Annotated in this window: 23 protein-coding genes and 1 pseudogene; 14 read left to right on the forward strand and 10 right to left on the reverse strand. The window is 59.0% G+C overall.

The window, feature by feature from the left end; genetic code table 11:
- Positions 1 to 8: 8 nt before the first annotated feature.
- Positions 9 to 1,916 carry a sigma-54-dependent Fis family transcriptional regulator gene (locus tag AACY36_RS14935; protein WP_339438523.1) on the reverse strand — a complete coding sequence of 636 codons (1,908 nt, stop codon included), beginning with the start codon at positions 1,914 to 1,916 and terminating at the stop codon, positions 9 to 11.
- 273 nt (positions 1,917 to 2,189) lie between these two features.
- Between AACY36_RS14935 and exaC the strand changes: the two genes are divergently transcribed.
- The 9 genes from exaC to AACY36_RS14980 all read left to right on the forward strand — a co-directional run bounded on the left by exaC (position 2,190) and on the right by AACY36_RS14980 (position 11,485).
- Positions 2,190 to 3,710: an acetaldehyde dehydrogenase ExaC gene (exaC, locus tag AACY36_RS14940; protein ID WP_339416939.1), complete on the forward strand. Its 1,521-nt coding sequence runs from the start codon at positions 2,190 to 2,192 to the stop codon at positions 3,708 to 3,710.
- Positions 3,711 to 3,866: 156 nt separating this feature from the next.
- A complete protein-coding gene (eat, locus tag AACY36_RS14945; RefSeq protein WP_339436981.1) occupies positions 3,867 to 5,300 on the forward strand; it encodes an ethanolamine permease in 1,434 nt (477 codons plus the stop codon).
- A 52-nt stretch (positions 5,301 to 5,352) separates the two neighbouring features.
- On the forward strand, positions 5,353 to 6,747 hold the full coding sequence (locus AACY36_RS14950) for an ethanolamine ammonia-lyase subunit EutB (protein ID WP_049711356.1): 1,395 nt from the start codon (positions 5,353 to 5,355) through the stop codon (positions 6,745 to 6,747).
- A complete protein-coding gene (gene eutC, locus AACY36_RS14955) occupies positions 6,744 to 7,577 on the forward strand; it encodes an ethanolamine ammonia-lyase subunit EutC (protein ID WP_339416941.1) in 834 nt (277 codons plus the stop codon). The genes AACY36_RS14950 and eutC overlap by 4 nt, the downstream gene beginning before the upstream one ends.
- Positions 7,578 to 7,669: 92 nt before the next feature.
- Complete coding sequence (locus AACY36_RS14960) at positions 7,670 to 8,128, forward strand: GNAT family N-acetyltransferase (protein ID WP_339497267.1); 459 nt, start codon at positions 7,670 to 7,672, stop codon at positions 8,126 to 8,128.
- A 250-nt stretch (positions 8,129 to 8,378) separates the two neighbouring features.
- Positions 8,379 to 9,035 carry a DedA family protein gene (locus tag AACY36_RS14965; RefSeq protein ID WP_339416943.1) on the forward strand — a complete coding sequence of 219 codons (657 nt, stop codon included), beginning with the start codon at positions 8,379 to 8,381 and terminating at the stop codon, positions 9,033 to 9,035.
- 6 nt (positions 9,036 to 9,041) lie between these two features.
- On the forward strand, positions 9,042 to 9,857 hold the full coding sequence (locus tag AACY36_RS14970) for a M90 family metallopeptidase (protein WP_339427974.1): 816 nt from the start codon (positions 9,042 to 9,044) through the stop codon (positions 9,855 to 9,857).
- Between the two features lie 109 nt (positions 9,858 to 9,966).
- Positions 9,967 to 10,494: an inorganic diphosphatase gene (gene ppa, locus AACY36_RS14975; protein ID WP_049711351.1), complete on the forward strand. Its 528-nt coding sequence runs from the start codon at positions 9,967 to 9,969 to the stop codon at positions 10,492 to 10,494.
- A 214-nt stretch (positions 10,495 to 10,708) separates the two neighbouring features.
- A complete protein-coding gene (locus AACY36_RS14980) occupies positions 10,709 to 11,485 on the forward strand; it encodes a LexA family transcriptional regulator (RefSeq protein WP_339416946.1) in 777 nt (258 codons plus the stop codon).
- Positions 11,486 to 11,787: 302 nt separating this feature from the next.
- On the opposite strand, the pseudogene AACY36_RS14985 reads toward AACY36_RS14980, so the two are convergent.
- A pseudogene (locus AACY36_RS14985) lies at positions 11,788 to 12,017 on the reverse strand (hypothetical protein).
- Between the two features lie 32 nt (positions 12,018 to 12,049).
- On the opposite strand from AACY36_RS14985, the gene darT reads away from it, so the two are divergent.
- Complete coding sequence (gene darT, locus AACY36_RS14990; protein WP_339437002.1) at positions 12,050 to 12,661, forward strand: type II toxin-antitoxin system toxin DNA ADP-ribosyl transferase DarT; 612 nt, start codon at positions 12,050 to 12,052, stop codon at positions 12,659 to 12,661.
- Positions 12,658 to 13,746, forward strand: coding sequence for a type II toxin-antitoxin system antitoxin DNA ADP-ribosyl glycohydrolase DarG (darG, locus tag AACY36_RS14995; RefSeq protein ID WP_339497268.1), 1,089 nt, complete (start codon positions 12,658 to 12,660; stop codon positions 13,744 to 13,746). The genes darT and darG overlap by 4 nt, the downstream gene beginning before the upstream one ends.
- 107 nt (positions 13,747 to 13,853) lie before the next feature.
- On the opposite strand, the gene AACY36_RS15000 is transcribed toward darG, so the two are convergent.
- The 8 genes from AACY36_RS15000 to AACY36_RS15035 all read right to left on the reverse strand — a co-directional run bounded on the left by AACY36_RS15000 (position 13,854) and on the right by AACY36_RS15035 (position 19,881).
- A complete protein-coding gene (locus tag AACY36_RS15000) occupies positions 13,854 to 15,011 on the reverse strand; it encodes a glutathionylspermidine synthase family protein (protein WP_339416959.1) in 1,158 nt (385 codons plus the stop codon).
- A 12-nt stretch (positions 15,012 to 15,023) separates the two neighbouring features.
- The gene (locus tag AACY36_RS15005; RefSeq protein WP_339471656.1) at positions 15,024 to 15,734 is read right to left on the reverse strand and encodes a DUF1190 domain-containing protein; all 711 of its coding nucleotides are present in this window, start codon (positions 15,732 to 15,734) and stop codon (positions 15,024 to 15,026) included.
- An 18-nt stretch (positions 15,735 to 15,752) separates the two neighbouring features.
- On the reverse strand, positions 15,753 to 16,181 hold the full coding sequence (locus tag AACY36_RS15010; RefSeq protein ID WP_065873700.1) for a DUF350 domain-containing protein: 429 nt from the start codon (positions 16,179 to 16,181) through the stop codon (positions 15,753 to 15,755).
- Positions 16,182 to 16,197: 16 nt separating this feature from the next.
- Positions 16,198 to 16,872: a DUF2491 family protein gene (locus tag AACY36_RS15015; protein ID WP_339416962.1), complete on the reverse strand. Its 675-nt coding sequence runs from the start codon at positions 16,870 to 16,872 to the stop codon at positions 16,198 to 16,200.
- The gene (locus tag AACY36_RS15020) at positions 16,859 to 17,893 is read right to left on the reverse strand and encodes an ion channel (protein WP_339416963.1); all 1,035 of its coding nucleotides are present in this window, start codon (positions 17,891 to 17,893) and stop codon (positions 16,859 to 16,861) included. Before AACY36_RS15020 ends, AACY36_RS15015 begins: the two co-directional genes overlap by 14 nt.
- 72 nt (positions 17,894 to 17,965) lie before the next feature.
- Positions 17,966 to 18,526: a rhomboid family intramembrane serine protease gene (locus AACY36_RS15025; protein ID WP_339416965.1), complete on the reverse strand. Its 561-nt coding sequence runs from the start codon at positions 18,524 to 18,526 to the stop codon at positions 17,966 to 17,968.
- Positions 18,527 to 18,583: 57 nt separating this feature from the next.
- Positions 18,584 to 19,282, reverse strand: coding sequence for a PspA/IM30 family protein (locus AACY36_RS15030; RefSeq protein ID WP_339416966.1), 699 nt, complete (start codon positions 19,280 to 19,282; stop codon positions 18,584 to 18,586).
- A gap of 17 nt (positions 19,283 to 19,299) precedes the next feature.
- The gene (locus tag AACY36_RS15035; protein WP_339417052.1) at positions 19,300 to 19,881 is read right to left on the reverse strand and encodes a YjfI family protein; all 582 of its coding nucleotides are present in this window, start codon (positions 19,879 to 19,881) and stop codon (positions 19,300 to 19,302) included.
- Between the two features lie 614 nt (positions 19,882 to 20,495).
- On the opposite strand from AACY36_RS15035, the gene AACY36_RS15040 reads away from it, so the two are divergent.
- The 3 genes from AACY36_RS15040 to AACY36_RS15050 all read left to right on the forward strand — a co-directional run bounded on the left by AACY36_RS15040 (position 20,496) and on the right by AACY36_RS15050 (position 23,886).
- On the forward strand, positions 20,496 to 21,827 hold the full coding sequence (locus tag AACY36_RS15040; RefSeq protein ID WP_339416968.1) for an amino acid permease: 1,332 nt from the start codon (positions 20,496 to 20,498) through the stop codon (positions 21,825 to 21,827).
- Positions 21,811 to 23,082 carry an aspartate aminotransferase family protein gene (locus AACY36_RS15045; protein WP_339436983.1) on the forward strand — a complete coding sequence of 424 codons (1,272 nt, stop codon included), beginning with the start codon at positions 21,811 to 21,813 and terminating at the stop codon, positions 23,080 to 23,082. Before AACY36_RS15040 ends, AACY36_RS15045 begins: the two co-directional genes overlap by 17 nt.
- A 75-nt stretch (positions 23,083 to 23,157) precedes the next feature.
- Complete coding sequence (locus tag AACY36_RS15050; protein ID WP_339416972.1) at positions 23,158 to 23,886, forward strand: TetR/AcrR family transcriptional regulator C-terminal domain-containing protein; 729 nt, start codon at positions 23,158 to 23,160, stop codon at positions 23,884 to 23,886.
- Positions 23,887 to 23,984: the final 98 nt, after the last annotated feature.

The following is a 23,984-nucleotide window of genomic DNA, read 5'->3' on the forward strand; positions in this document are numbered from 1 at the left end:
CGCACCTTTTAGCTGAGGGTGTGACGCGCGATGCCGTGCCGGCGCAGCTTTCTATACAGCGTGTTGCGGCTCACGCCCAACTGCTCTGCCGTGTGCGTCATGTGCCAGCGCTGTTGCTGCAACGCCGTGAGCAGTGCGAGGCGTTCGGCGTCTTCCAGTGGCGATTCCACAAGCTTGGCCTGCGCGGCTGCCACGGGACGGGCCTGGCGAATCTGCGCGGGCAAATCGTCAAGGCCAACACGCCCCTCGTCGCACAACGCCACCAGCGTGCGCAATACCGTGCGCAGTTGGCGCACGTTTCCCGGCCAGGCGAAAGCCAACAGCGCCCCACGCGCCGCCGGGTCGAGCGATACGGCCTCACCGTTGGCTTCCTGTGCCAGCAGAAATTCGAGCAACTGGGATTTGTCACTGCGCTCGCGCAAAGGCGGCAACCCAACTTCCAGGCCATTGAGCCGGTAGTACAAGTCCTCGCGAAAACTGCCTTCCTGCACACGTTCCAGAAGATTGCGGTGGGTTGCGCTGATAATTCTGACGTTCACCGCCTGGGGCTCACCGCCGAGCGGCACCACCAGCCGATCCTCCAGCACCCTTAATAGACGGGTTTGCAGCGCCAGAGGCATATCGCCGATTTCATCCAGGAACAACGTGCCGCCGTCGGCTTGCTGCAGCTTGCCTTGCATGCCCTCTTTGCGCGCGCCGGTAAAGCTGCCGCCGCGATAGCCGAACAGCTCGCTTTCAATCAGGCTCTCCGGAATCGCCGCGCAGTTGAGCGCAACAAACGCCTTGTCGGCACGCTGGCTGGCCAGGTGCACAGCCTTGGCGAAGGCCTCTTTGCCGGAGCCGGTTTCGCCATTGATCAGTAACGGCACATCGCGCTCGAACACACGCAGCGCCTTGCTGAAACCCAGTTGCAGCGCCGGGTCGCCCAGGCAGATACCGGGCAGGTGCGGCCGCGCCACCACACCAGGTTTGGCAACGGGCGCCGGCGCGCTGCGCGTCTGGCCACGCAACGCCGCGAATAAATGCCGACCATCACGGGTACGCAACGGCCAACTGGCGGTGGCATTCGCGCTGGCGCGACCGAGCAACTGATCCAGGGAGCACTCGAAAAACGCCTCCACCGGCTGCCCAAGCAAATGGCCACGCAGTTGCCCCAACAGGTTCAGTGCACTCTGGTTGACCGCACAAATCCGCCCCTCGCCATCGAACGCCAGCAGGCCTTCGCTGAACAACCCTACCGACTCCGCCTGCAAGTGGAAGCGCAGCAGCCAGTGGTGTTCAAAGTGACGCAGGAAGTAGCAACTCTCGATCATCTTCGCCGACAGGTTCACCAGTGCCATGGTGTGGAACTGGCTCTGGCGCGACACTGCTTCCCGCGCCGACGACACATCCAGCACGGCCAGCAGGTCGCCGTGGGGGTCGAACACCGGGCTCGCCGAACAGGTCAGGCCCGTGTGACGGCCACGAAAATGCTCATCGCGATGAATGGTCAGGGACTGGCGCTCAACCAGGCAGGTGCCGATGCCGTTGGTGCCTTCGCAGGCTTCGCTCCAATCAGCGCCCAGCCAGAGCCCGGCGCGCTCGAAGATCTTGCGCTCGGACGGCGCAGTGACGCAGTTGAGGATCACCCCGCGCGCGTCAGTCAATAACACCGCATGCCCGGCACCGGAGAGTTGCTGATGCAGGCTGTTCATCTCGCTGCCGGCGATGTGCAGCACCTGCTGCAGGCGCTCGCGGCTTTCCAGCAAGCGACCATGTTCAAGCACAGTGGGTGCAATGGTTTGCGCAGGGTCAAGGTGGTAGTCCTCCAGGCAACGCAGCCAGGAGCGAGCGATGGAAGGATCGCTGGACGGGTCGCGGCCATGCGCCACGGTCAGAACCTGTTGGGCATGGCGACTGAATTGATCGTTTTGCATTTCTTATTATTCTCCCTGCGTGAGAACGCCCAGCATCCCCCAGCCATCCAGGCATTGCAATCCCGGGTCGACCCACCGGTCACAGGCTGTACCGCTTGTAGCACAAACTGTCACATGACCTGTATCAGCCCTGCCACAGCAACGCCTTGCAATAATGCACAACCCCTTGATTTACCTGGCGTACAAAGCGGTGGCCCAACCTTTGCTCTACGCTTTATTACGCGCTTGCTGCGCTGCACTCCGAATAAACATAAAAGCCAGGAGATACCCACCATGCGTTATGCACACCCCGGTACTGAAGGCGCCGTCGTTTCGTTCAAGGCCAAGTACGGCAACTACATCGGTGGCGAATTTGTTGCGCCGGTCGACGGCAACTATTTCACCAACATCTCGCCGGTCAACGGCAAGCCTATCGCCGAATTCCCGCGTTCCACTGCCAAAGACATCGATAAAGCACTGGACGCCGCCCACGCTGCCGCCGACGCCTGGGGCAAGACCTCGGCCCAAGACCGCTCGCTGGTCCTGCTGAAAATCGCCGACCGCATCGAACAGAACCTCGAACTGCTGGCCATCACCGAAACCTGGGACAACGGCAAGGCCGTGCGTGAAACCCTGAACGCCGACATCCCGCTGGCCGCCGACCACTTCCGTTACTTCGCCGGCTGCATCCGCGCCCAGGAAGGCTCCAGCGCCGAGATCAACGAACACACGGCGTCCTACCACTTCCATGAGCCGCTGGGCGTGGTCGGCCAGATCATCCCGTGGAACTTCCCGCTGCTGATGGCCGCGTGGAAACTCGCCCCGGCCCTGGCCGCCGGCAACTGCGTGGTGCTCAAGCCTGCCGAGCAAACCCCGCTGGGCATCAGCGTGCTGATGGAATTGATCGGCGACCTGCTGCCACCGGGCGTGCTGAACGTGGTGCACGGTTTCGGTAAAGAAGCCGGTGAAGCCCTGGCCACCAGCAAACGCATTGCCAAGATTGCCTTCACTGGCTCTACGCCTGTGGGCTCGCACATCATGAAATGTGCTGCGGAGAACATCATTCCGTCGACTGTTGAGCTGGGCGGCAAGTCGCCGAACATCTTCTTTGCCGACATCATGAAAGCCGAGCCTTCCTTTATTGAAAAGGCCGCTGAAGGCCTGGTGCTGGCGTTCTTCAACCAGGGCGAAGTGTGCACCTGCCCATCCCGCGCGCTGGTGGAAGAGTCGATCTACGACGACTTCATGAAAGTGGTCATGAAGAAAGTCGAGCAGATCAAACGCGGCGACCCGCTCGACACTGACACCATGGTCGGCGCCCAGGCGTCCGAGCAGCAGTTCGACAAGATCCTGTCCTACCTGGAAATCGCCAAGGGCGAAGGCGCGCAACTGCTGACGGGCGGCAAAGTCGAGAAGCTCGAAGGTGATATGGCTGGCGGTTATTACATCCAGCCGACCCTGCTCAAGGGCACCAACGAAATGCGTGTGTTCCAGGAAGAAATCTTCGGGCCGGTGGTGAGCATCACCACCTTCAAGGACGAAGCCGAAGCCCTGGCGATTGCCAACGACACCGAGTTCGGCCTGGGTGCCGGCGTGTGGACCCGCGACATCAACCGCGCCTACCGCATGGGCCGCGCGATCAAGGCGGGCCGCGTGTGGACCAACTGCTACCACCTGTACCCGGCGCATGCGGCGTTCGGCGGTTACAAGAAGTCCGGCGTGGGGCGTGAGACGCACAAGATGATGTTGGATCATTATCAGCAGACTAAAAACCTGCTGGTGAGTTACGACATTAATCCACTTGGCTTCTTCTAACTTAGCCTTCTAGCAGGCGACCCGCTCTCAACTTGAAATGCGATCAAGTGTGGGAGCTGGCTTGCCAGCGCCCACACTTGAACTTCGCAAGTAGCGGCTACCTCATTCGGCACAAAGAGGCCGGGTTAAAAACAATAACAACGAAAGGTACTTCTTATGCCTAGCGAACCCACTGGATCCTCCGTCGACTTCGAAAAAGTCGGCACCGACTACTTCCAACAACGCGAACTTAAAAAAGGCGCCGCCGGCTGGGTGCTGCTGGTCGGCCTCGGCGTTGCCTATGTCATCTCCGGCGACTATGCCGGCTGGAACTTCGGCCTGGCCCAGGGTGGCTGGGGCGGGATGTTCCTGGCCACCTTGCTGATGGCCACCATGTACCTGTGCATGTGCTTTTCCCTGGCCGAACTGTCTTCGATGATCCCTACCGCCGGCGGTGGCTACGGCTTTGCCCGCAGCGCCTTTGGCCCTTGGGGCGGGTTCCTCACGGGCACCGCGATCCTGATCGAATACGCCATCGCCCCCGCCGCCATTGCGGTATTTATCGGCGCGTATTGCGAGTCGCTATTCGGCATCGGCGGTTGGATGATTTACCTGGCGTTCTACATCATCTTTATCGGCATCCACATCTTTGGTGTCGGTGAAGCCCTGAAGCTGATGTTTGTAATTACTGCCGTCGCCGCGATTGCCCTGGGCGTATTTCTGGTGGCCATGGTGCCGCACTTCAACGTCGCCAACCTGCTGGATGTCCCGGTAACCGAAGCCAAAGGCGCCAGCACCTTCCTGCCATTCGGCTATGTGGGTGTGTGGGCGGCAATTCCCTATGCCATCTGGTTTTTCCTCGCGGTCGAGGGCGTGCCGCTGGCCGCCGAAGAAACCAAAAACCCGAAACGCGACCTGCCGCGCGGCCTGATCGGCGCCATTGTGGTGCTGACCAGTTTTGCCCTGCTGATCCTGGTGATCGCACCGGGCGGCGCCGGCACTTACGCGCTGATCAAGTCCGGCAACCCGCTGGTTGAAGCGCTGGCCTTGGCCTACGGCGGCTCCACGTGGATGGGCAGCTTCGTCAACCTGGTTGGCCTGGCCGGTCTGATCGCGAGCTTTTTCTCGATCATCTATGCCTATTCGCGGCAGATCTTCGCCTTGTCCCGCGCTGGTTACCTGCCACGCAAACTGTCCCAGACCAACAAAAGCAAGGCGCCGGTGCTGGCACTGGTGATCCCTGGCATCATCGGTTTTGGCTTGTCGCTGACCGGCCAGGGGGATTTGCTCATCCTGGTGGCGGTGTTTGGCGCGACGATTTCCTACGTGCTGATGATGGCCGCGCACATCACCCTGCGCATCCGTCGCCCCAAAATGGACCGTCCGTACCGCACGCCGGGTGGCATCTTCACGTCAGGCGTTGCACTGGTACTGGCCTGCGTGGCCGTGGTGGCGGGCTTTCTGGTGGATCCACGGGTGGTGATTGGCGCCGCGATCATCTATGGAGTATTAATTGCTTACTTTGCTTTCTACAGCCGGCATCACTTGGTAGCAGGCACGCCCGAAGAGGAATTCGCGGCGATCCAGGCCGCAGAGGCCGCCTTGCACTAAATGCCGTAAACCTCGACGCGGGCAGCAGCCCGCCTCGTCAAGGAGACACTGTATGGCAAGCTTTTCCCACGCGGTAGGTGCACAAACCTACCGCTTCGACAGCCTCAAGGACGTGATGGCCAAGGCCAGTCCCGCACGTTCCGGGGACTTTCTCGCCGGCGTCGCGGCACAGAACGACGGCGAACGGGTGGCCGCGCAGATGGCGTTGGCGAATATCCCGCTGAAACACTTCCTGGAAGAAGTGCTGATTCCGTATGAAAGCGACGAAGTCACCCGACTGATTATCGACACCCACGATAAACAGGCGTTTACGGCGGTCAGCCACCTGACCGTCGGCGGCCTGCGCGACTGGCTGCTCAGCGACGCCGCCGATGAACAATCCCTACGCGCATTGGCGCCAGGGCTGACACCGGAAATGGCGGCCGCCGTGTCCAAGATCATGCGCGTGCAGGACCTGGTGCTGGTGGCGCAGAAGATCCGCGTGGTCACGCAGTTTCGCGGCACCATGGGCCTGCGCGGGCGGCTATCCACACGGCTGCAACCCAACCATCCGACGGACGAACCAGCAGGTATCGCGGCGAGCATCCTTGATGGCCTGCTCTACGGCAACGGCGACGCCATGATCGGCATCAACCCGGCCACCGACAGCATCGCCTCGATCTGCGCCATGCTGGAAATGCTCGACGCGATTATCCAGCGCTATGAGATCCCGACCCAGGCCTGCGTGCTGACCCACGTCACCACCTCCATCGAAGCGATCAACCGTGGCGTGCCGCTCGACCTGGTGTTTCAGTCGATTGCCGGCACAGAGGCCGCCAACGCCAGTTTCGGCATCAGCTTGAGTGTGCTGCAGGAAGGTTACGACGCGGGTTTGAGCCTCAATCGCGGCACGCTGGGCCAGAACCTGATGTATTTCGAAACTGGCCAGGGCAGTGCCTTGTCGGCCAACGCGCACTTTGGCGTCGACCAGCAAACCTGCGAAACACGCGCCTATGCAGTGGCGCGGCACTTCAAGCCGTTCCTGGTGAACACCGTGGTCGGTTTTATCGGCCCCGAGTACCTGTACAACGGCAAGCAAATCATTCGCGCGGGCCTGGAAGACCACTTCTGCGGCAAGCTGCTGGGCGTGCCGATGGGTTGCGATATCTGCTACACCAACCACGCCGAAGCCGACCAGGATGACATGGACACCCTGCTGACCCTGCTGGGCGTGGCCGGGATCAACTTCATCATGGGCATCCCCGGTTCCGACGACATCATGCTCAACTACCAGACCACCTCGTTCCACGACGCCTTGTACGCCCGCCAGACCCTGGGGTTAAAACCGGCGCCGGAGTTTGAACAGTGGCTGGCGAAGATGGGCATCTTCACGCAAGCCGACGGCAAGGTGCGCTTCGGCAACAGCTTGCCACCGGCGTTTCGCCAAGCCTTGGCGCAACTGGGATGAAGGAGCCGCCCGTGCAACTAGACCTGCCTGACAACCCATGGCTGGAACTGCGCCGCCTGACGCCGGCGCGTATTGCCCTGGGCCGAACCGGCACCAGCATCCCCACCAGCGCGCAATTGGACTTCCAATATGCTCACGCCCAGGCGCGGGACGCGGTGCACCTGCCCTTCGACCACGCGGGCCTGAGCAGTCAACTGGCAGAACGCGGACGCGATAGTTTGTTACTGCACAGCGCTGCTGCCGACCGGCACAGCTACCTGCAACGCCCGGATTTAGGGCGGCGCCTCAGTGATGAGTCGGCCCAGGCACTGCGCGACCATGCCTCGGCCAATCCCGGCGGTGTGGACCTGGCGGTGGTGGTAGCCGATGGTTTATCGGCGCTGGCGGTGCATAAACACACCCTGGCGTTTCTTACACGCATGGAGGAACAAACCCACGCTGAAGGCTGGTCTTTGTCGCCCGTCATTTTGGTGGAGCAAGGCCGCGTGGCGGTGGCGGATGAAATCGGGCAATTGCTCGGTGCCAGGATGGTGGTGATCCTGATTGGCGAACGGCCAGGGCTCAGCTCGCCGGACAGCCTGGGGCTGTATTTCACCTACAACCCCAAAGTGGGCCTTACTGACGCCTATCGCAATTGCATCTCCAACGTACGCCTGGAAGGACTGAGTTACGGCATGGCGGCCCATCGCTTGCTGTATCTGATGCGAGAGGCGTGTCGTCGGCAGTTGTCGGGGGTCAATCTCAAGGACGAAGCGCAGGTTCAGACAATCGAATCCGACGATCCGGACCTGATGAAAGGCAATTTCCTGCTCAGTTCACCGGATGACTGATTGATGGGCGATTGCGCTTTTTCACGCCATTAGGCAGCATCGAGTCACGGCCGCTTGCGTGGTCATACCCAATCTGGAAGTTGAGGCCTGGCATGCGGATTACTCAAGCGACCCTGGAACACCTGGACCTGTTGACCCCGTTGTTCGTCAAATACCGCGAGTTTTATGGCGCCTTGCCCTTCCCGGACTCCTCACGGGCCTTTCTGGAAAAACGCCTGCGCCGCAAGGAGTCGGTGATTTACCTGGCCCTGGCGGACGATGACGATAAAAAGCTGCTTGGATTTTGCCAGCTGTACCCCAGCTATTCGTCGCTGGCGCTGAAGCGGGTGTGGATTCTTAATGACATCTACGTGGCGGAAGACGCGCGCCGCCAGTTGGTGGCGGATAACCTGATGCGCACGGCGAAGAAGATGGCCAAGGAGACATATGCGGTGCGGATGCGGGTGTCGACCAGCAGTGACAATGAAGTGGCTCAGAAGACCTATGAGTCGATCGGGTTCCGTGAGGACACTGAATTCAAGAACTACACGCTGCCGATCAGTGAAGACTGAAACCTGAATACTTCAAACACTACAATTCCCCTGTGGGAGCGGGCTTGCTCGCTCCCACATTTGGATGTGTGGTGATCTGCGGACCGCGTGCCACGACATCCCCCGCTACAAAACCAACACGCTTTTCACCCCTCTATCCGTATAATGCGCACCTTTCAGGGTTGTAAGAAATGCGGCATACATTTGTAGCCTTATTACCCGAGCTTCCGCACAGGCCTGCAGAACCGGGCCATTCACACAGGTGCCATCCATGGATTTCAACCCGCTCGACCTTATCCTGCATCTCGATGTTTACCTCGACCTGCTGGTAACCAATTACGGTCCGTGGATCTACGCCATTCTGTTTCTGGTCATTTTTTGCGAAACCGGCCTGGTGGTCATGCCGTTCCTGCCCGGTGATTCGTTGCTGTTTATCGCCGGCGCCGTGGCCGCTGGTGGTGGCATGGACCCGGTCTTGCTGGGCGGCCTGTTGATGCTGGCGGCGATTCTTGGCGACAGTACCAATTACGTCATCGGGCGAACGGTGGGCGAACGTTTGTTCAACAACCCCAACTCGAAAATCTTCCGTCGCGATTACCTGCAAAAAACCCATGATTTCTATGACAAGCACGGCGGCAAAACCGTGACCCTGGCGCGCTTCCTGCCAATCCTGCGCACCTTCGCGCCGTTCGTCGCCGGCATCGCGAAAATGCCCTACGCACGGTTCTTTGGTTTCAGCGTGCTGGGCACCATCCTCTGGGTGGGCGGCTTGGTCACCTTGGGCTACTTCTTTGGCAACGTGCCGTTCATCAAGAAAAACCTGTCGCTGCTGGTGGTGTTTATCATCCTGCTGTCGCTGGTGCCGATGATCATTGGTGTATTGCGCAGCCGTTTTGGCCGCACCTCCTCCGAAGCCAAGTCGCAGTAAGCGACGATGTGGTCCCTCAGCGCCTGGCGTCGCCAGCGCTTGCTGGCCAGGCACCCGATTGCCGATGAGACCTGGCAGCGGGTGCGCCAGCACCTGACCTTCCTCGACGGCATCGCTGCGGAGCAGGACCAGTGGCTGCGCGAAGCCTGTGTGGTGTTCCTCGTCGAAAAACACCTCACCGCCCTGCCCGGCGTCGAACTGCACCAGGAACAACGCCTGCTGCTCGCCGCTCAGGCGCAACTGCCGCTGATGAACCTCGGCGACCTCGATTGGTACCAAGGCTTCCACGAAATCGTGCTGTACCCCGACGACTTCGTCAGCCCCCAGCGCCATCGCGACAGCAGCGGCATCGAACACGAATGGGACGGCGAACACAGCGGCGAAGCCTGGCAACAAGGCCCGATCATCCTCGCCTGGCCCGGCGTACTCGCCAGCGGCCACTGGGAAGGCTACAACCTGGTGATCCACGAGCTGGCACACAAGCTCGACATGCTCAACGGCGACGCCAACGGCCTACCACCGCTGCACCACGACATGCGCGTGCAGGATTGGGCCAGCGTGATGCAAAGCGCCTACGACGACCTCAATCGCCAGCTGGACGCCAACCCGGACGCCGACACCGAGATCGACCCCTACGCCGCCGAAAACCCGGCGGAATTCTTTGCCGTCACCAGCGAATATTTTTTCAGCGCCCCGGATTTGCTGGTGAACAGTTATCCACAGGTGTACGCGCAACTCAGCCGCTTTTATCGCCAGGATCCCTTGGCCCGCCTCACCGAACTGCAGGCCAGCGACCCACGTTATCAGCCACAAGGCGAATGACCGTACGACGTCTGGTGCATGGCATCGGCGTCAGAATGTGCCTATAATCGCCGCCACTTTTAGGCCAATCCGGCCAAGTTTCTTGGCCAATTAACGAGGGCAACGCCCAATGAGCTACAGCAAGATTCCGGCTGGCAAAGACCTGCCGAACGACATCTACGTCGCCATCGAGATTCCGGCCAACCACGCGCCGATCAAATACGAAATCGACAAAGACAGCGACTGCCTGTTCGTTGACCGTTTCATGGCCACCCCGATGTTCTACCCGGCCAACTACGGTTTCATCCCGAACACCCTGGCTGACGACGGTGACCCCCTCGACGTGCTGGTTGTAACCCCTTACCCGGTTACCCCAGGCTCGGTTATCCGCGCACGCCCAGTCGGCATCCTGAACATGACCGACGACGGCGGCGGCGACGCCAAAGTAATCGCAGTGCCACACGACAAGCTGTCCCAGCTGTACGTGGACGTGAAGGAATACACCGACCTGCCGCCCCTGTTGCTGGAGCAGATCAAACACTTCTTCGAGAACTACAAAGACCTCGAAAAAGGCAAATGGGTGAAGATCGACGGTTGGGGCGACGCAGAAGCCGCTCGTGCCGAAATCATGAAGTCGGTCGCGGCCTACAAAGGCTGACACCTGCTCCTCATTGCCTCGGCAATTGAAAAAGCCCCGATCATTCGGGGCTTTTTTTGTGGGAAAAATTAAACGACAAGTTCAACTCTTTATAAGTAATGTTTAACTAGCGAGCGAATCCGAAGTATTGAGCTACAACTAAGCAAAAACCTACAGGCGCAACTCAACGCATGGTTTATTTGATCTGTAAATCCCGCCAGTAAACTCTGCGTTTATGAATACATCAGGTGATCGTTTAAAAGCGCTACTGCGGGAAGTTCATCTTTCCGCCTCCGACTTCGCCAAGAACCGTGGTGTCACGCCTCAACACGTGAACAACTGGTTCAAGCGCGGTGTACCCATGGGCCGACTCAACGAGATCGCAGAACTGCTGTGCATCTCCAGCCGTTGGTTGCGCACCGGCGAGGGCCCCAAACACCCACCGGCCAACTTCCTGCTGGAAGGCCCGGACACCCGAAAAGGACTGCCCTCGACCCGCGAAGGAAGCGGCAAATACCTCACAGGCCCCGCCTGCCCTCCAGAAAAAATCGACGTGGAGATCGACCTCCACCCCTCATTCACCTCCACCGAACGCATCCGCGTCTCCCTGCACACCCTCCAAACCCTCACCGTAAACCCCGACCGCGCCCTGGGCGCCTACATGGTCGACAACAGCATGATCGACATCATCCAACAAGGCGCCACCCTCGCCATCGACCGAGGCCGCACGCAACTCATCGACGGCGAAATCTACGCCGTTGAACACGACGGCATGCTGCGCATCAAATACCTCTACAACCGACCTGGCGGTGGTTTGCGCATGCGTAGCCACAATGCCAGTGAACACCCGGACGAATACCTCACGCACGAGCAACGCTTTGAACAGAACTTCCAGATTCTGGGGTGGGTGTTCTGGTGGTCCACTCTGAACAACCGCCGGCCCCCAGTGCCGCTGGATGAACACCTCTTGGGCTGGGAAGGCTCTAAATCGGAGCCGGAGGTGGGCATTTGAAATGAATGTGGGTATCATGCGCCGCACATTTGGCAGGGGGTGGCTTTGCGCTATCCACCCTGCTCGGCGATGCGGAGGATTTCCCGCGGATGCCCCTACTATTCAGCCTGACGCAATGTGGGCTGAGCGATTTGAAGGCTGGTGAGGTTTGTCAAAAACAAGCTGAAGCAGTCCCCGAGAAGCCGGCCACAAGCCGGCTTTTTAATGCCTGTAAAAATCACAAACCAATTGTCCAACAGCTGTTGGACAACTGGATAAGCAAAGGCGGGCCTCCTAGCGACCTGACCGATTATCAAGCCGCATCAGTTGGGCTGCATACACTCCACCGCCCGATCCGCCACCATCTTCGCCATCTCCACCAAGTGCATCACCGCTCTATGCGGCGCACCCAGCGGTTCACCAAGCGCCTGCGACGTGGCCACTGCAGTAACTCAGCCACACGCACCCAGGCATCCTCAAAGCTCAGTTCTTCATTAACGGTAAATGGGTGAGTCGCGCCCGATGATGGCGAATCTGAAACAACGTTATCCATAGCAAAACTCCAATCGATAATTTGGAGCTGCACTGATCTGGCGGATCGTTCATCGCGACAATCTGCCCTGGATTCTGGACAACGGCCTGCACTGCGCCAGCGCCGAGTTGCAGGCACCGCAGTACGTGAACATCGGCAACGTTGACTTAATCGACAAGCGCCGCACGCGCTGCGTACCCATTGCACCTGCAGGTGTCTTGTCCGACTACGTACCCTTCTATTTCACCCCCTTCTCTGTGATGATGAAAAACATTCACTCCGGGTGGAGCGTTCAGCAGCGCAACAACGAAGAGATCGTAATTCTGGTCTCAAGCCTGCACCGCGTGGCCGAGCTTGGCTTACCGTTCGTCTTCACAAACGCACATGCGTACCCGGATTGGACAGACTATTACAGCGATCTGGCGAGTCTCCATGAGATCGATTGGTCTATCCTTCAAAGACGCGACTTCAAACGCGATCCAGATGACCCTCGAAAGATGGAGCGCTATCAGGCAGAAGCGCTGATTCACCACCACCTACCGATTACAGGACTCCTTGGCATCATGTGTTACACCGATGCAACGAAAAAACGTATAGAGCAGGACGTTGCCGCTAGAGGTCTGACGTTGTCTGTTCATGCGCGTCCGGGATGGTATTTCCAATGATCAGACTCACCCAGGGCAACCTTCTGGAAGCCAACACCGAAGCCCTCGTCAACACGGTGAATACCGTAGGTGTGATGGGTAAAGGTATTGCGCTGATGTTCAAAGAGCGGTTTGCGGAGAACTATCGCTTGTACGCGGCCGCCTGCAAGGCTGGTGAGGTGGAGACCGGTAAAGTTCACGTAACCGCTGTCAACGAATTGGAAGGTCCAAAATGGATCGTTAACTTTCCGACCAAACGTCACTGGCGATCACCGTCGCAGATGGCATGGATAACCGAAGGCCTGCACGACTTACGTCGTTTTTTGATCGAAAACCATGTGAAATCTGTAGCGGTTCCGCCGCTGGGTGCAGGTAACGGAGGTCTCAAATGGCCGGAAGTACGTGAGCAGATTATTGACGTCTTAAGCGATCTGGATGTTGATGTGTTGGTATTCGAGCCTTCCAATCAATACCTGAATGTCGCGAAGCGCACCGGCGTGGAGAAACTCACGCCGGCCCGCGCACTCATTGCGGAACTGGTTCGGCGTTACTGGGTTTTAGGTATGGAATGTAGCCTGCTTGAGATTCAGAAACTGGCCTGGTTTCTGGAACGCGCTATCGAGAAGCGGCCAGATCTTAAGAACCCACTGGACCTTCAGTTTGTTGCTCATAAATACGGGCCGTATGCCAATCGATTAGAGCATCTGCTTAACAACCTGGATGGTAGTTATCTGCATTGCGATAAGCGCATCGGTGATGCGGAAAACAGTGATGTGATCTGGTTCGACCAAGACCGCAAAGCCTTTCTACAAACCTATCTTAAAACAGAAGCCAAGGAATACTCCGAAGCCCTGGAGTGCACTGCCGAATTGATTGACGGCTTTGAGTCCCCGTTTGGTATGGAACTGCTGGCGACAGTCGATTGGTTGCTGAGTCGGAAAAATATCCCCCCTACCATCTCTGCTGTGCGCGAGGCATTGAAAAATTGGGAGGGTGGAGTCGGTGCTGGTGCTCGTAAAAACAAGCTGTTCGACGATCAAGCGCTTGAGATCGCACTGAAACGGCTTACGCACAACCACTCCAATGCTCAGATGGCTACCTGCTGAGCCGCGCAATCTTCGAGATGCTCAGAATCCTGCCCGCTGGCGCGGGCATTTACCCAATTATTGAGTCGTGTCCAGTCAATACTGACTGAGGAGCTCGGCGGATTTTCTCAATCCAATATCAAATGCGGCAAAAACCGACTCGAATCCTTGGTAATCAAACTATTATCCTCGCGCACCCCAATCCCCGCCGCCTGATCACCAATCACCCAAGACCCAATCAACGTATAGCTGTCCCCAAACTTCGGCAGCGGCGCAAACTCTTGAAGAATGAACGGCGCATCCGTATAGGGGCCATCCTCCTTCACAATCAGCCCGTCCGCCGTTTGCAGCTCGATGTTGGCCCCTTCCCGCGAGAAGAACGGCTTGCGCACCCAGCCCTTTGGCACGGCTTTACCCGGGTCGGTATCCAGGTGGGACGCCAGCAAATTCGGATGCCCTTTATTGAATTCCCACAACAGCGGCAGGATGCCTTTGTTGGAAATAATGGACTTCCAGGCCGGCTCGAAAAACTGCGTATCACTCTGGGCAATCGCCGAGCCGAAGGGCTCGTGGAAGATGAATTCCCAGGCGTGCAGTTTGAACAGGTGGGGGATCCAGCGGTCCTCGAGGTCGACGAAGCGGCCTTCGGCTGTCAGGCCGATGTCTTCGATGTCGATGTGGCGTGATTCGATGCCGACTTTTTCCGCGACGAGGCGCAGGTAGTCGGTGGTGCCTTTGTCTTCGATCGAGTCTTTCATCGAGGCGAAGTAGAAAGGTTGGTTGATCTGCAATTGGGCGAAGGCCTGGTGCAGTTTGGTGTCGATGCTGTTGAACTGATCGGCGTGCTTGGGCAGCAGGCCGCGTTCGATGCATTGTTCCAGCCAGCCCCACTGGAACGCCGCCGCTTCGTACAGGCTGGTGGGGGTGTCGTAGTTGAGTTCAAGCAGCTTGGCGGGCCCAGTGCCGTTGTAGGAGAAGTCCATGCGCCCGTACAGGTGCGGGTGACCTTCGAGCCATGAGGTTCGAATCATGTCGTAGAACGGCGCGGGGATGCTCAGGCGGTCCAGCAGTTCCTCGCTGTGGACCACGCGGGCCACGAGGTCCATGCACATGTCATGGATCTCGGTGGTCGGGTCTTCGAGGTCTTGCTCGATTTGCTTGAGCGTGAACTGGTAGTACGCGCGCTCGTCCCAGTAGGGTTCGTCGTCGATGGTGTGGAACAGGAAGCCGAGGCTGTCGGCGGTCTGTTTCCAGTCATGACGCTCTGCGCAATGGATCTTCTTCATGGCCCGGTTTCCTTAACTGCTCGACCCGCCGCCGCCCCAGCCGCTGCGTGCGCTGGCCTTGCTGCCGAAGCCGCCACGGGAGGTGGCCGACGATACGGCACTGGACGCGCTGGAGGAGCGCAGCGTGTTCGAGTAATTGCTGCTGCCGTACCGTGCCTGATTCGAGCGGCCGAATGTCGCCCCGCTGGAGGCTCGCTGACTCAGCGTCGAGGAACCATAACTGCCGCGATCGTCGCGGTAGCGATACACCGGCTCAGAGCGGTAGCTGTTGCGGTTGTTGCTCAGCATGTTGCCGATCAGCAACCCCGTCAGCAGGCTGCTGGTGGAGAAGCCTGAGCCGCCGCTCGCTTGCGATTCGCCCGCTTGCGCCTTGGCCGCGTCAACCTGGGATTGCGTGACCTGGCCTTCGGCGGTCAGTTCGAAACCGCCCAGCTTGGGGATGAACTTGCCGGTGGAGTCTTGCTGGCACCAGTCGGCGACAAAGTCGGCGTCGCAGTCGGCCTGGCTGTCGTACACCGGAGCAATGCGGCGGTGCTCGACCATGGCCTTCATGTAGGCGTCCGAGCAGACGTCCACCGGTAGCTTTTCATCGGCGCACTGCTGAACAGACTGGAAGTTGTACTTCTTCTGCAACTCGTAGGTTTTTTCCGTCGGCCCACAGCCGGATATCGCCATGGCGACCGACGCTGCCAGCGAAAGCTGGACGTACTTGCTTCGTTTCATCGGGAGCTCCGTGCGCAATCAGTTCTGGGAAGGCGTCATGCAGGCGGCATTCAACATGCCGACGCTGATGGCCACGGCTGCCACGTAGATACCGGCCGCGAGTTCACCTTTTTTGATGCGTTCGGAAGTGCCTTTGAGTACCAGGCTGGTCACCAGAAACGCCAACAGTTGGACGAGGGCGGCGATCACGGCCCAAACGACAAAGTCGAGGAGGCTGATCGAGAAGGCAATCACATTGCTGGCCGGAATCGCGAAACCGATGATGGCACCGCCCAGCGCGACCGCAGCCGACACGTTGCCCGCACGGATCAGTTCGAATTCCTTGTGCGGGGTGACGCGGGTGTAGATGAACTGGAACAGCGCGAACAGCACGGCGGCACCCAGGATGTAGGTGACAAACCCGAACACGGCGGGTTTATTCAGCGAGATGGACAGAGCTTCTAGCATGGATTTCTTCCTTTTTTCAGAGCGTATTCAGGTCGGTTGTGTACAGTGAAATGCCCAGCGAGGTGCTCAGGCTGACGGTGCCTTCAGCGTCTTCTTCAACGGAAAACAGCAGGAACTCCCGGCGATCGGTCAGGCCGGTATCGCGGGCGTACAACATCGAACGGTGCTCGACGGTGTAGGCACTCTCCGGATTGATCACCTGCTCGCTCATTGCCACTAATTCTGTCTGGCCCTCTTCGCTGCCCCACACGCGGCTGTATTCGACGCCGTTGTGCGTGTAGGTCGCCAGCCCGATCAGGCTCTGTGGACCTGCCAGCCGACGCAGTTCCGCCTCACTGCTGAGGGTGACGTAACTCAGGTAGTTGAACAGGATCACCGACTCGACCTGCCCGGCGATGTCACCCGTGGTGTGCACCTGCAGCCAGTAATCGTCGTCGTTCATGTAATAGCGCGACAGCCAGGTCGACTGCCCGAGGTCCACGGTGCCGTTGCTCCAGATTTCCTGGGAACCGGGGATGACCACGCTGGTTTTATCATCGAGCAACAATCGCAGGGTTGCGTCGAAGATCACGCCTTTACCCGGCGCCAGGCCCAGCGGGCCAGTGGTCGGCAGGGCTACGCTGGCTGTGCGGTTCGACGCGGTATTCGCGTTCGGGGCCTCAAGCCCCATCAACTGTTTAAGCCATCCCATTGGAGATTTCCTTGAGGCGTGTAGAGGCGATGTAAAAAAGTTCGCCGCCTTCAACGCGCGTGGCGCTGGGCGGGTTGATCGACGGTTGTTGGGCACCTTTGGCGCGGTAGCCGATGAGGGTGGCGTTGTGGTGTTCCTTCATCTGCGTGTACAGGTCGCCAAACGTTGCTTCAAAGGCCTCGGGCAATTTCATCAGGTATTGGGTGGCGCCTTGGCCCACGCACAGCAGCTCATTAATGACCACTGACGAGCCCGGGTCCTGAGAGGCGCGCACCAACATCTCGATCGCCATACTGGAGGTGCATTCCAGGCTCGGGGCGTAGGAGCTGGCAAGTGCGGCAATTTCACTTTCGTTGAAGTGCGCGACCACATGCCCCACAGGATTCAATTGATTCACCGCCAGCACAGTGGCCAGCGTCAAGTCGTCAGACGAAGTTCGCACCAGCACACGCTCGGCACCGGGCACGCCTGCACGCAGCAGTAACGCGGTGGAGGACAGGCTTTCGCCGCGGATGAATGCCGCTTTGCCGGGCATCGGGTTTTCTTCGAGGGTGCAATCGCAGATGACGATCAGGTTGTCGCTCGAGGTTTCGTCTTGCAGCAACAACTCAATGACCCGCTCGCTGGATGCGCCTTCCCAGCCAATAAGCACCGTATGGTCGACCTTGCCCGTGAAATCGCCTTTACCCTTCATGCCTTTTCTCCATGCATCGATGACACTGCTGGTGGTTTTGCCGATGGCTGCCGTCAACAGCGCAATGCCCCCGAGCATGACCCAGGAGGCCACGAAAATTCGTCCCGCCGAGGTCTGCGGCGCGAGATCGCCGTAGCCGACGGTGAGTGTGGTGGTGAGATAGAAGTAAATGAACGTGGCGGGAGCGGTGAGGTGCTGTTCGCCCAGAAACACCAGGCCCAGATAAGCCGTGCTCAGGTGGACGCCCAGGGCAATGACCAGACCTGCCCAGCCGAAGCGGTGAAAGAGGGAGGACGCGTACAGGCGCAGCAATAAAAAAATCGACATGTTGTCCCTGATTCCCTGGGTACTTGATTCCGGATGAGATCAGCGCCTGGGCGTCTGGAGGCTCAAGTGCGTTCACCGCGCATTAAACCTGCTGCGCGGCGCAGAGAGAAGTACTTTGGCTGCAATAAATCCAGCGAACGCACCAAACAGGTGACCTTCGAAGGACACACCCTGACGCGGCAGGAAGCCAAAGATCAGCCCGCCATACAGCAGAGCGACAACGCCGGCGGTTATCAGGTTGCTCCAGCTCCGATGAAACCAGGCGCGAGACAGGAGGTAGGCCCACAACCCGAATACCCAGCCGCTGGCACCCACGTGGACGCCTGCAAAACCGAACAGCCAGACCAACAAGCCGCCCAGCAGGATAATGATCGCGCTGACGCTGATGAACCGATTGAACCCTTCGAGGATGACCAGGGTGCCCAGTATCAAAAAGGCGATCAGGTTCGCACTCAGGTGAGCAAAGGACGCGTGCAAAAAGGGTGAGGTGAGAATGCCCGGCAGCCCGTACAGCGTTCTTGGGACCAGGCCGTATGCCATCAGGCTGTAACCGGTGGCTGCATTGAGTAGTTGCAGCGCGACCATCAAGAGGGCGAGGCCTGCGATTGTCTTGAAACCCTTCAGGGCATCCATCCTGACCTCGATATAAAAAAGGAAGGGCAGACCATGCCCTTCCTGTTACCGCGTTGCTTAGTCGGCCGACTTTTGCTTCAGACGTTCCAGAATCGCATTGGCGCTGCCTTCGTTCGGCGTGATGCCGGCGTCGCGCAATTTACGCTCCAGATCGGTACCCGTCGAGGCGTCAGCCAGTTCGTCCTGGGCTTGCAGCTCAGCGGCGCGTTGCTGCTGCTTGGCTTGCAAGCGATTCAGCGTACCGACGGCGGTTTCCAGCTTGCCGTTGGCACCGCCACTGGCGATGGACGCGCTGACCTGGGCCTTCTGTACGCTGTCGCGCGCCTTGGCCATGTCCACTTGCTGACGCAGGCTTTTAATCCGGCTTTCAGCCTTGGTGATGTCCTTGCGCATGCTTTCAGCGTACCCACCGAACTCGGCGGCCTGCTTTTGCTCGACATCCAGTTCGTTGGTCAGGGTCGAAATGGCCTCGGCCACTTCCAGCGCCAGGTCTTCACGGTTGGCCTGGATAGCGGCCATCGCCTTGGACTCCAGATCCTTGATCTTGGCGTTGTACTCGCCGACGCGATCATTCGCCAGTTTGTGCTTGGCCATGATGCTGACCAGCTCACGCTTGGCGTTAGCCAGCGCGCTGTCGGCGTCGCGAATTTCCTGGTCGAGGATGCGCAGGGCTTGTTGATCGACAATCGATTCGCCGACTTCGTTGGCACCGCCACGCAGCGCGGTGAACAATTTGCTCCAGATGGACTGAGTCATTGGATATTCCCTACTGATTAGTTGAAGAAGCGTTCAAAGGCTTCGCTCGCGCGCTGCACGTTATCGACGAGGGTTTTTACCTCGGTCACGATGTTCGTCAAGCTGGAGTCGGAGCTCAACGCGCCGAACATGTTGTAAATAACTTGCCCGTTCGGCATGGACTCGATGCCGATCGAGGACAGCGGGAACATCTCCCGGCTGCGCAGCACGGCGTCATTGAAGGCAGGTACATCGTTGATGGACTCGACGTCGACCAGAACGGTGTCGACGATGATCTGCTCGCCGACCACCGCGATGTAAATCGGCAGGCCACCGAAGTCGTTCATTTCCAGCTTGATGCTGGACTCGGAACCTTGAACCAGAGAAAGCGTAATGTCGTTGGAAACCACGTCGTCCAGGGCCTGAAGTGCACTGAAGAGGCGATTGATGTTCCAGTTGGTACCTGCGCTCATGTAATTCTCCGACATGAATGAGCCAGCCAGAATCGGCTGGCGAAGCTGTTTCTCCATCTGCTTGAGCAGGCTTCGATTTTCGGGAAGCACCCAAGTCTCGTGTTTCACATAACCGGCGGCCGCCAGGCCCGCGCGCATCTGCTTCATATAAAAGCTCGACGGCTTTTTCGCAGGCGATTTCAAGCGCTCTCCCTTGCGGCTTGCTGAATCTGTATCGGGCCCAGCCGGCGGGCTCGATGGAGAGCTGCTTTTCATGGTACTGACCTCGTTGTGAAAAACTCACGCGTGAGAAACACTACAGGCAATTTCGACCATGCTCAAGAGCTCACGCGTGAGATTTTTGCGTTACGTTTTCCGGTCATCAAAAAGCGTCGACGAGCGATAGGCGCTCCCTAGGAAACGTCCTGCACGTAACAAAGATCAGCCCTGCTGGCCTTTGAAGATCACACCCCACTCACTCCCGTGTTCCCCCCACCCACCTGTGTTCCCAGGTGACACCCTGCAACCTTACCCCCATCGCATAAACATCAGATGAAACGTCCTACACGCATATCTAAATGAACCGTTTAAACGCCAATTCCCCGACTCCCCTCGCCGCTGGCCCAAAACCTGCTTATTGCACACCGTACAATAAAACCGGCCCAAGCCGGGCTCACCCTCAACCACTGCTGCGTAATGCAGCCTGGGGAATGCTGATGTCTACAACACCGCTTCACTCTTCCAACCATGGCTTGGCGCGATCGCTCAAGGAGCGCCACGTCATGTTGATCGCTATCGGCGGCATTATCGGGGCCGGGTTGTTTTTGGGGTCGGGCAAGGCGATTGCCACGGCGGGGCCGGCGCTGTTGCTGGCGTATGCGTTGTGTGGAGGGATGGTTTATCTGATTGCGCGGGCGCTGGGGGAGTTGTCGTTGTATCGACCCAGCAGTGGGTCGTTTGCGACGTACGCGGAGGAATTTTTGGGGCCGCGGGTGGCGTTTATCACGGGGTGGTCGTATTGGATGATCTGGATTCTGGTCGGGGTGCTGGAGGTGACCGGGATTGGTTTGTTGATGAAGTATTGGTACCCGGAGTTGCCGCAGTGGATTCCCGCGTTGGTCACTGTCGGCGTGTTGATGGTGATCAATCTATTTGCAGTGAAGACGTTTGGTGAGGTGGAGTTCTGGCTGGCGTTGATCAAGGTGTTGACGATTGTCGGGCTGATTGGGGCGGGGTTGGTGATTTTGTTGTTTGGGCTGGAGACGTCTGCGCAGACGACACCCTCAGTCGCGAATCTCTGGCAGCACGGTGGGTTTTTTCCGAATGGCTGGCATGGCTTCTGGTTCGCGGTGCCTGTGGCCGCGTTTACCTTTGCCGGGGTCGAGGTGATTGGTTTGGTGGCGGCGGAAACAGCCGAGCCGCAGCGCACCTTGCCACGAGCGATCAATAGCATCCTGTGGCGCATGGCGATTTTTTACCTGGGGTCGACCGCTGTGATCATGGCGCTGTACCCGTGGAACCAGATCGACACCTCGCAAAGCCCGTTTGTGATGGTGTTCGACAGTATTGGGCTGGGTGTGGCGGCCGGATTCATCAATTTCGTGGTGATCAGCGCGCTGGCGTCCTCGTGTAATACCGGACTGTTTGCCACCAGCCGCATGTTGTTTGCACTGTCACATATCCGGCAGGCGCCGCGTCAGTTGCAGGTGTTGAGCCCGCAACGGGTGCCGGCCCGTTGCTTGATGGTGTCGACCGCCATTTTGCTAGTGGGGGTGCTGCTGAATTATTTGATCCCGGAGAGCATTTTCAGCCTGTTGATCACGGGAATCCTGGGCCTGTTGATTTGGGTGTGGATGGTGATCATCACCGCGCATATGGCCTATCGCCGTAAGGTGCAGCGCAGCGAGCTGGCAGAAGTGGATTACCGCCTGCCCTGGCCCAAGGTCAGCAGTGTGCTGGTGCTGGGTTACCTGGGCGTGCTGACGGTGTTGGTGATTCGCGACCCGGAAACGCGCGCGGCGTTTTACGTAGCGGCGGCGTGGTTTGGCTTATTGATGCTGGTGTATCCGAAACGTACTGCGTCGAAGGGGGTGAGTGATGCCTGGCAAGCTTGAGTTGGAGCGTTGCATTCAACGGTACATCCGGGCCAATCCAAAGAGTGCGCGCCAGTTGGAGTGGGCCGCGCAGGTGATGCCCGGCGGCAACACGCGCTCGGTGCTGTTTTATGAGCCGTTTCCGTTGGTGATGACAGGCGCCAGCGGGTGTTTTCTCGATGATCTGGATGGGCACCGCTACGTCGATTTTCTCGCGGAATACACGGCAGCGCTGTATGGACACTCCCATCCGGTGATCACCCATGCGCTGACAAAGGCGATGGCGAATGGGCTGAACCTGAGCGCCCATACGGAAGGGGAGGCGCGGCTGGCGACGCTGATTGTGGAGCGCTTCGGCTGCATCGAGCAGGTGCGGTTTACCAACTCCGGCACCGAGGCGAATCTGCTCGCGCTGGCGGCGGCGAAGGCCTACACCGGGCGCAGCGGAGTCATCGCGTTCAACGGCGGTTATCACGGCGGTGTGTTGAGTTTTGCCGGGACAAGCACGGCGATGAATGTGCCGCATCGGGTCTACTTGGCCGACTACAACGACCTGGACAGCGTCGAGCGTTTGTTGCATGAGCATGTCGACATTGCGGCCATCCTGGTGGAGCCGATGCTGGGTGCGGGCGGGTGTATCTGTGCCGCGCCGGGTTTTCTCGAAGGGTTGCGCAAAAGGAGCCACGCCCATGGTACGCTGCTGATCTTCGATGAAGTGATGACCTCGCGCCTGGCCCCCGGCGGCCTGCAGGAAAAGCTCGGCATCACCCCGGACCTGATCACGCTGGGCAAATACCTCGGCGGTGGTATGCCGTGCGGCGTGCTCGGTGGGCGGCGGGACATCCTCGCGCAGTTTGACCCGCGCCATGGATGCCTGTCCCATGCGGGCACGTTCAATAACAATGTGCTGACCATGGCGGCGGGCATCGCCGGACTGGAGCAGGTGTACACGCGCGAAGCAGCGTTGGAACTGAATGCCCGTGGCGACAGGTTGCGCGGCCAGCTCAATGAGGTGCTGGCGCCCATGCCGATGCAATTTACCGGGCAAGGATCGGTGATGAATCTGCATCCCACGGGCTTACCGATTCTTCGTCCTTCAGATGTTCCAACGGAGCGAAACGACCTGCGCGACCTGTTCTTTTTTCACCTGCTCGAATGTGGGATCTACAGCGCGCGGCGCGGGTTGTTTGCGCTGAGTTTGCCGCTGACTGACCGCGAGCTGAGCCGACTGGTCACGGCCACGCAAGCGTTCGTCGAGCGCTACGGAGGGGATTGACGGCTATTGCGCAAGAGCGACAGCGAATCGGTGAACCGCTATCCTTTCGCCGTCGCTCAACCGGAACCCACAATAATGACCAGCAAAACCGCAAACCCACGAGGCAGGCGTAAAAAAACCGCTGGCGAAGATGCAAAGAGCCCACTGAACAAAGACGCGATCATCACCGCAGCCCTGACGTTGATCGATCGCGAAGGCCTGGACAAATGCAGCCTGCGCAACCTGGCCAGCAGCCTGGGTGTGTACCCGACGGCCATCTATTGGTACGTCTCATCACGCGAATTGTTGTTGAGCGAAGTGCTGGCCAAAGTCTTGGAGCACGTTGCGCCAGAGCCTCAGGAGCGCTGGCAGGACTACCTGCGTGCGGCGATGGTCAACTGCCATGATGCCGTGCACCAGCATCCGAACATCGCGCCGTTGTTGGGCTCGCAATTGGTGTCCAACGCCAGCACCGACTTCACGTTGGTCGAGGGTGTGTTGGCAGCACTGCAACAAGCGGGTTTCAGCGGCCCTTCCCTGGCCGCCGCCTACAATACGTTTATCGCTGCTCTTGCCGGTTTCACGACGCTGGAGTACGCACCATTGCCGGATAACACCGAGGCATGGCAATGCCAAGTGCAGGAGAAGCTGAGGGCCGTCGACGCAGAACAGCACCCCACTCTCGCGCAGAATATGGACCAACTGAGCAATCGCGGTTTCAGCCTGCGCTGGCAAAATGGCGTGCACGCCGCGCTGGATGAGAGCTTCACGTTCTACGTCGACACCCTCCTCTGCGGCCTGGAAACCCTGGCTGCCCGCCGCTGAAAATTCGCACAGCAAAACCAGACACGCCACTAATTGTACGACGTACAATTTATCGCTACAGTCCGCCACGCAAGAGCACCCCATGACCCGAATAACAA

Origin of the sequence: Pseudomonas sp. EA_15y_Pfl1_P101, assembly GCF_963970835.1 — a bacterium.
Lineage (GTDB): Bacteria > Pseudomonadota > Gammaproteobacteria > Pseudomonadales > Pseudomonadaceae > Aquipseudomonas > Aquipseudomonas tritici.

Bases quoted from the DNA above. Each gene is read 5' to 3' on its own strand.
- AACY36_RS14950 (WP_049711356.1), top strand. From the start codon at position 5,353: ATGGCAAGCTTTTCCCACGCGGTAGGTGCACAAACCTACCGCTTCGAC.
- AACY36_RS15045 (WP_339436983.1), top strand. From the start codon at position 21,811: ATGCCTGGCAAGCTTGAGTTGGAGCGTTGCATTCAACGGTACATCCGG.
- AACY36_RS14960 (WP_339497267.1), top strand. From the start codon at position 7,670: ATGCGGATTACTCAAGCGACCCTGGAACACCTGGACCTGTTGACCCCG.
- AACY36_RS15000 (WP_339416959.1), bottom strand. From the start codon at position 15,011: ATGAAGAAGATCCATTGCGCAGAGCGTCATGACTGGAAACAGACCGCC.
- AACY36_RS15010 (WP_065873700.1), bottom strand. From the start codon at position 16,181: ATGCTAGAAGCTCTGTCCATCTCGCTGAATAAACCCGCCGTGTTCGGG.
- AACY36_RS14935 (WP_339438523.1), bottom strand. From the start codon at position 1,916: ATGCAAAACGATCAATTCAGTCGCCATGCCCAACAGGTTCTGACCGTG.
- AACY36_RS15015 (WP_339416962.1), bottom strand. From the start codon at position 16,872: ATGGGATGGCTTAAACAGTTGATGGGGCTTGAGGCCCCGAACGCGAAT.
- AACY36_RS15050 (WP_339416972.1), top strand. From the start codon at position 23,158: ATGACCAGCAAAACCGCAAACCCACGAGGCAGGCGTAAAAAAACCGCT.
- eat (WP_339436981.1), top strand. From the start codon at position 3,867: ATGCCTAGCGAACCCACTGGATCCTCCGTCGACTTCGAAAAAGTCGGC.
- AACY36_RS14970 (WP_339427974.1), top strand. From the start codon at position 9,042: ATGTGGTCCCTCAGCGCCTGGCGTCGCCAGCGCTTGCTGGCCAGGCAC.
- AACY36_RS14965 (WP_339416943.1), top strand. From the start codon at position 8,379: ATGGATTTCAACCCGCTCGACCTTATCCTGCATCTCGATGTTTACCTC.
- AACY36_RS15040 (WP_339416968.1), top strand. From the start codon at position 20,496: ATGTTGATCGCTATCGGCGGCATTATCGGGGCCGGGTTGTTTTTGGGG.
- AACY36_RS15020 (WP_339416963.1), bottom strand. From the start codon at position 17,893: ATGTCGATTTTTTTATTGCTGCGCCTGTACGCGTCCTCCCTCTTTCAC.
- AACY36_RS15005 (WP_339471656.1), bottom strand. From the start codon at position 15,734: ATGAAACGAAGCAAGTACGTCCAGCTTTCGCTGGCAGCGTCGGTCGCC.
- ppa (WP_049711351.1), top strand. From the start codon at position 9,967: ATGAGCTACAGCAAGATTCCGGCTGGCAAAGACCTGCCGAACGACATC.
- exaC (WP_339416939.1), top strand. From the start codon at position 2,190: ATGCGTTATGCACACCCCGGTACTGAAGGCGCCGTCGTTTCGTTCAAG.
- AACY36_RS15030 (WP_339416966.1), bottom strand. From the start codon at position 19,282: ATGACTCAGTCCATCTGGAGCAAATTGTTCACCGCGCTGCGTGGCGGT.
- darG (WP_339497268.1), top strand. From the start codon at position 12,658: ATGATCAGACTCACCCAGGGCAACCTTCTGGAAGCCAACACCGAAGCC.
- eutC (WP_339416941.1), top strand. From the start codon at position 6,744: ATGAAGGAGCCGCCCGTGCAACTAGACCTGCCTGACAACCCATGGCTG.
- AACY36_RS15035 (WP_339417052.1), bottom strand. From the start codon at position 19,881: ATGAAGCAGATGCGCGCGGGCCTGGCGGCCGCCGGTTATGTGAAACAC.
- AACY36_RS15025 (WP_339416965.1), bottom strand. From the start codon at position 18,526: ATGGATGCCCTGAAGGGTTTCAAGACAATCGCAGGCCTCGCCCTCTTG.
- AACY36_RS14980 (WP_339416946.1), top strand. From the start codon at position 10,709: ATGAATACATCAGGTGATCGTTTAAAAGCGCTACTGCGGGAAGTTCAT.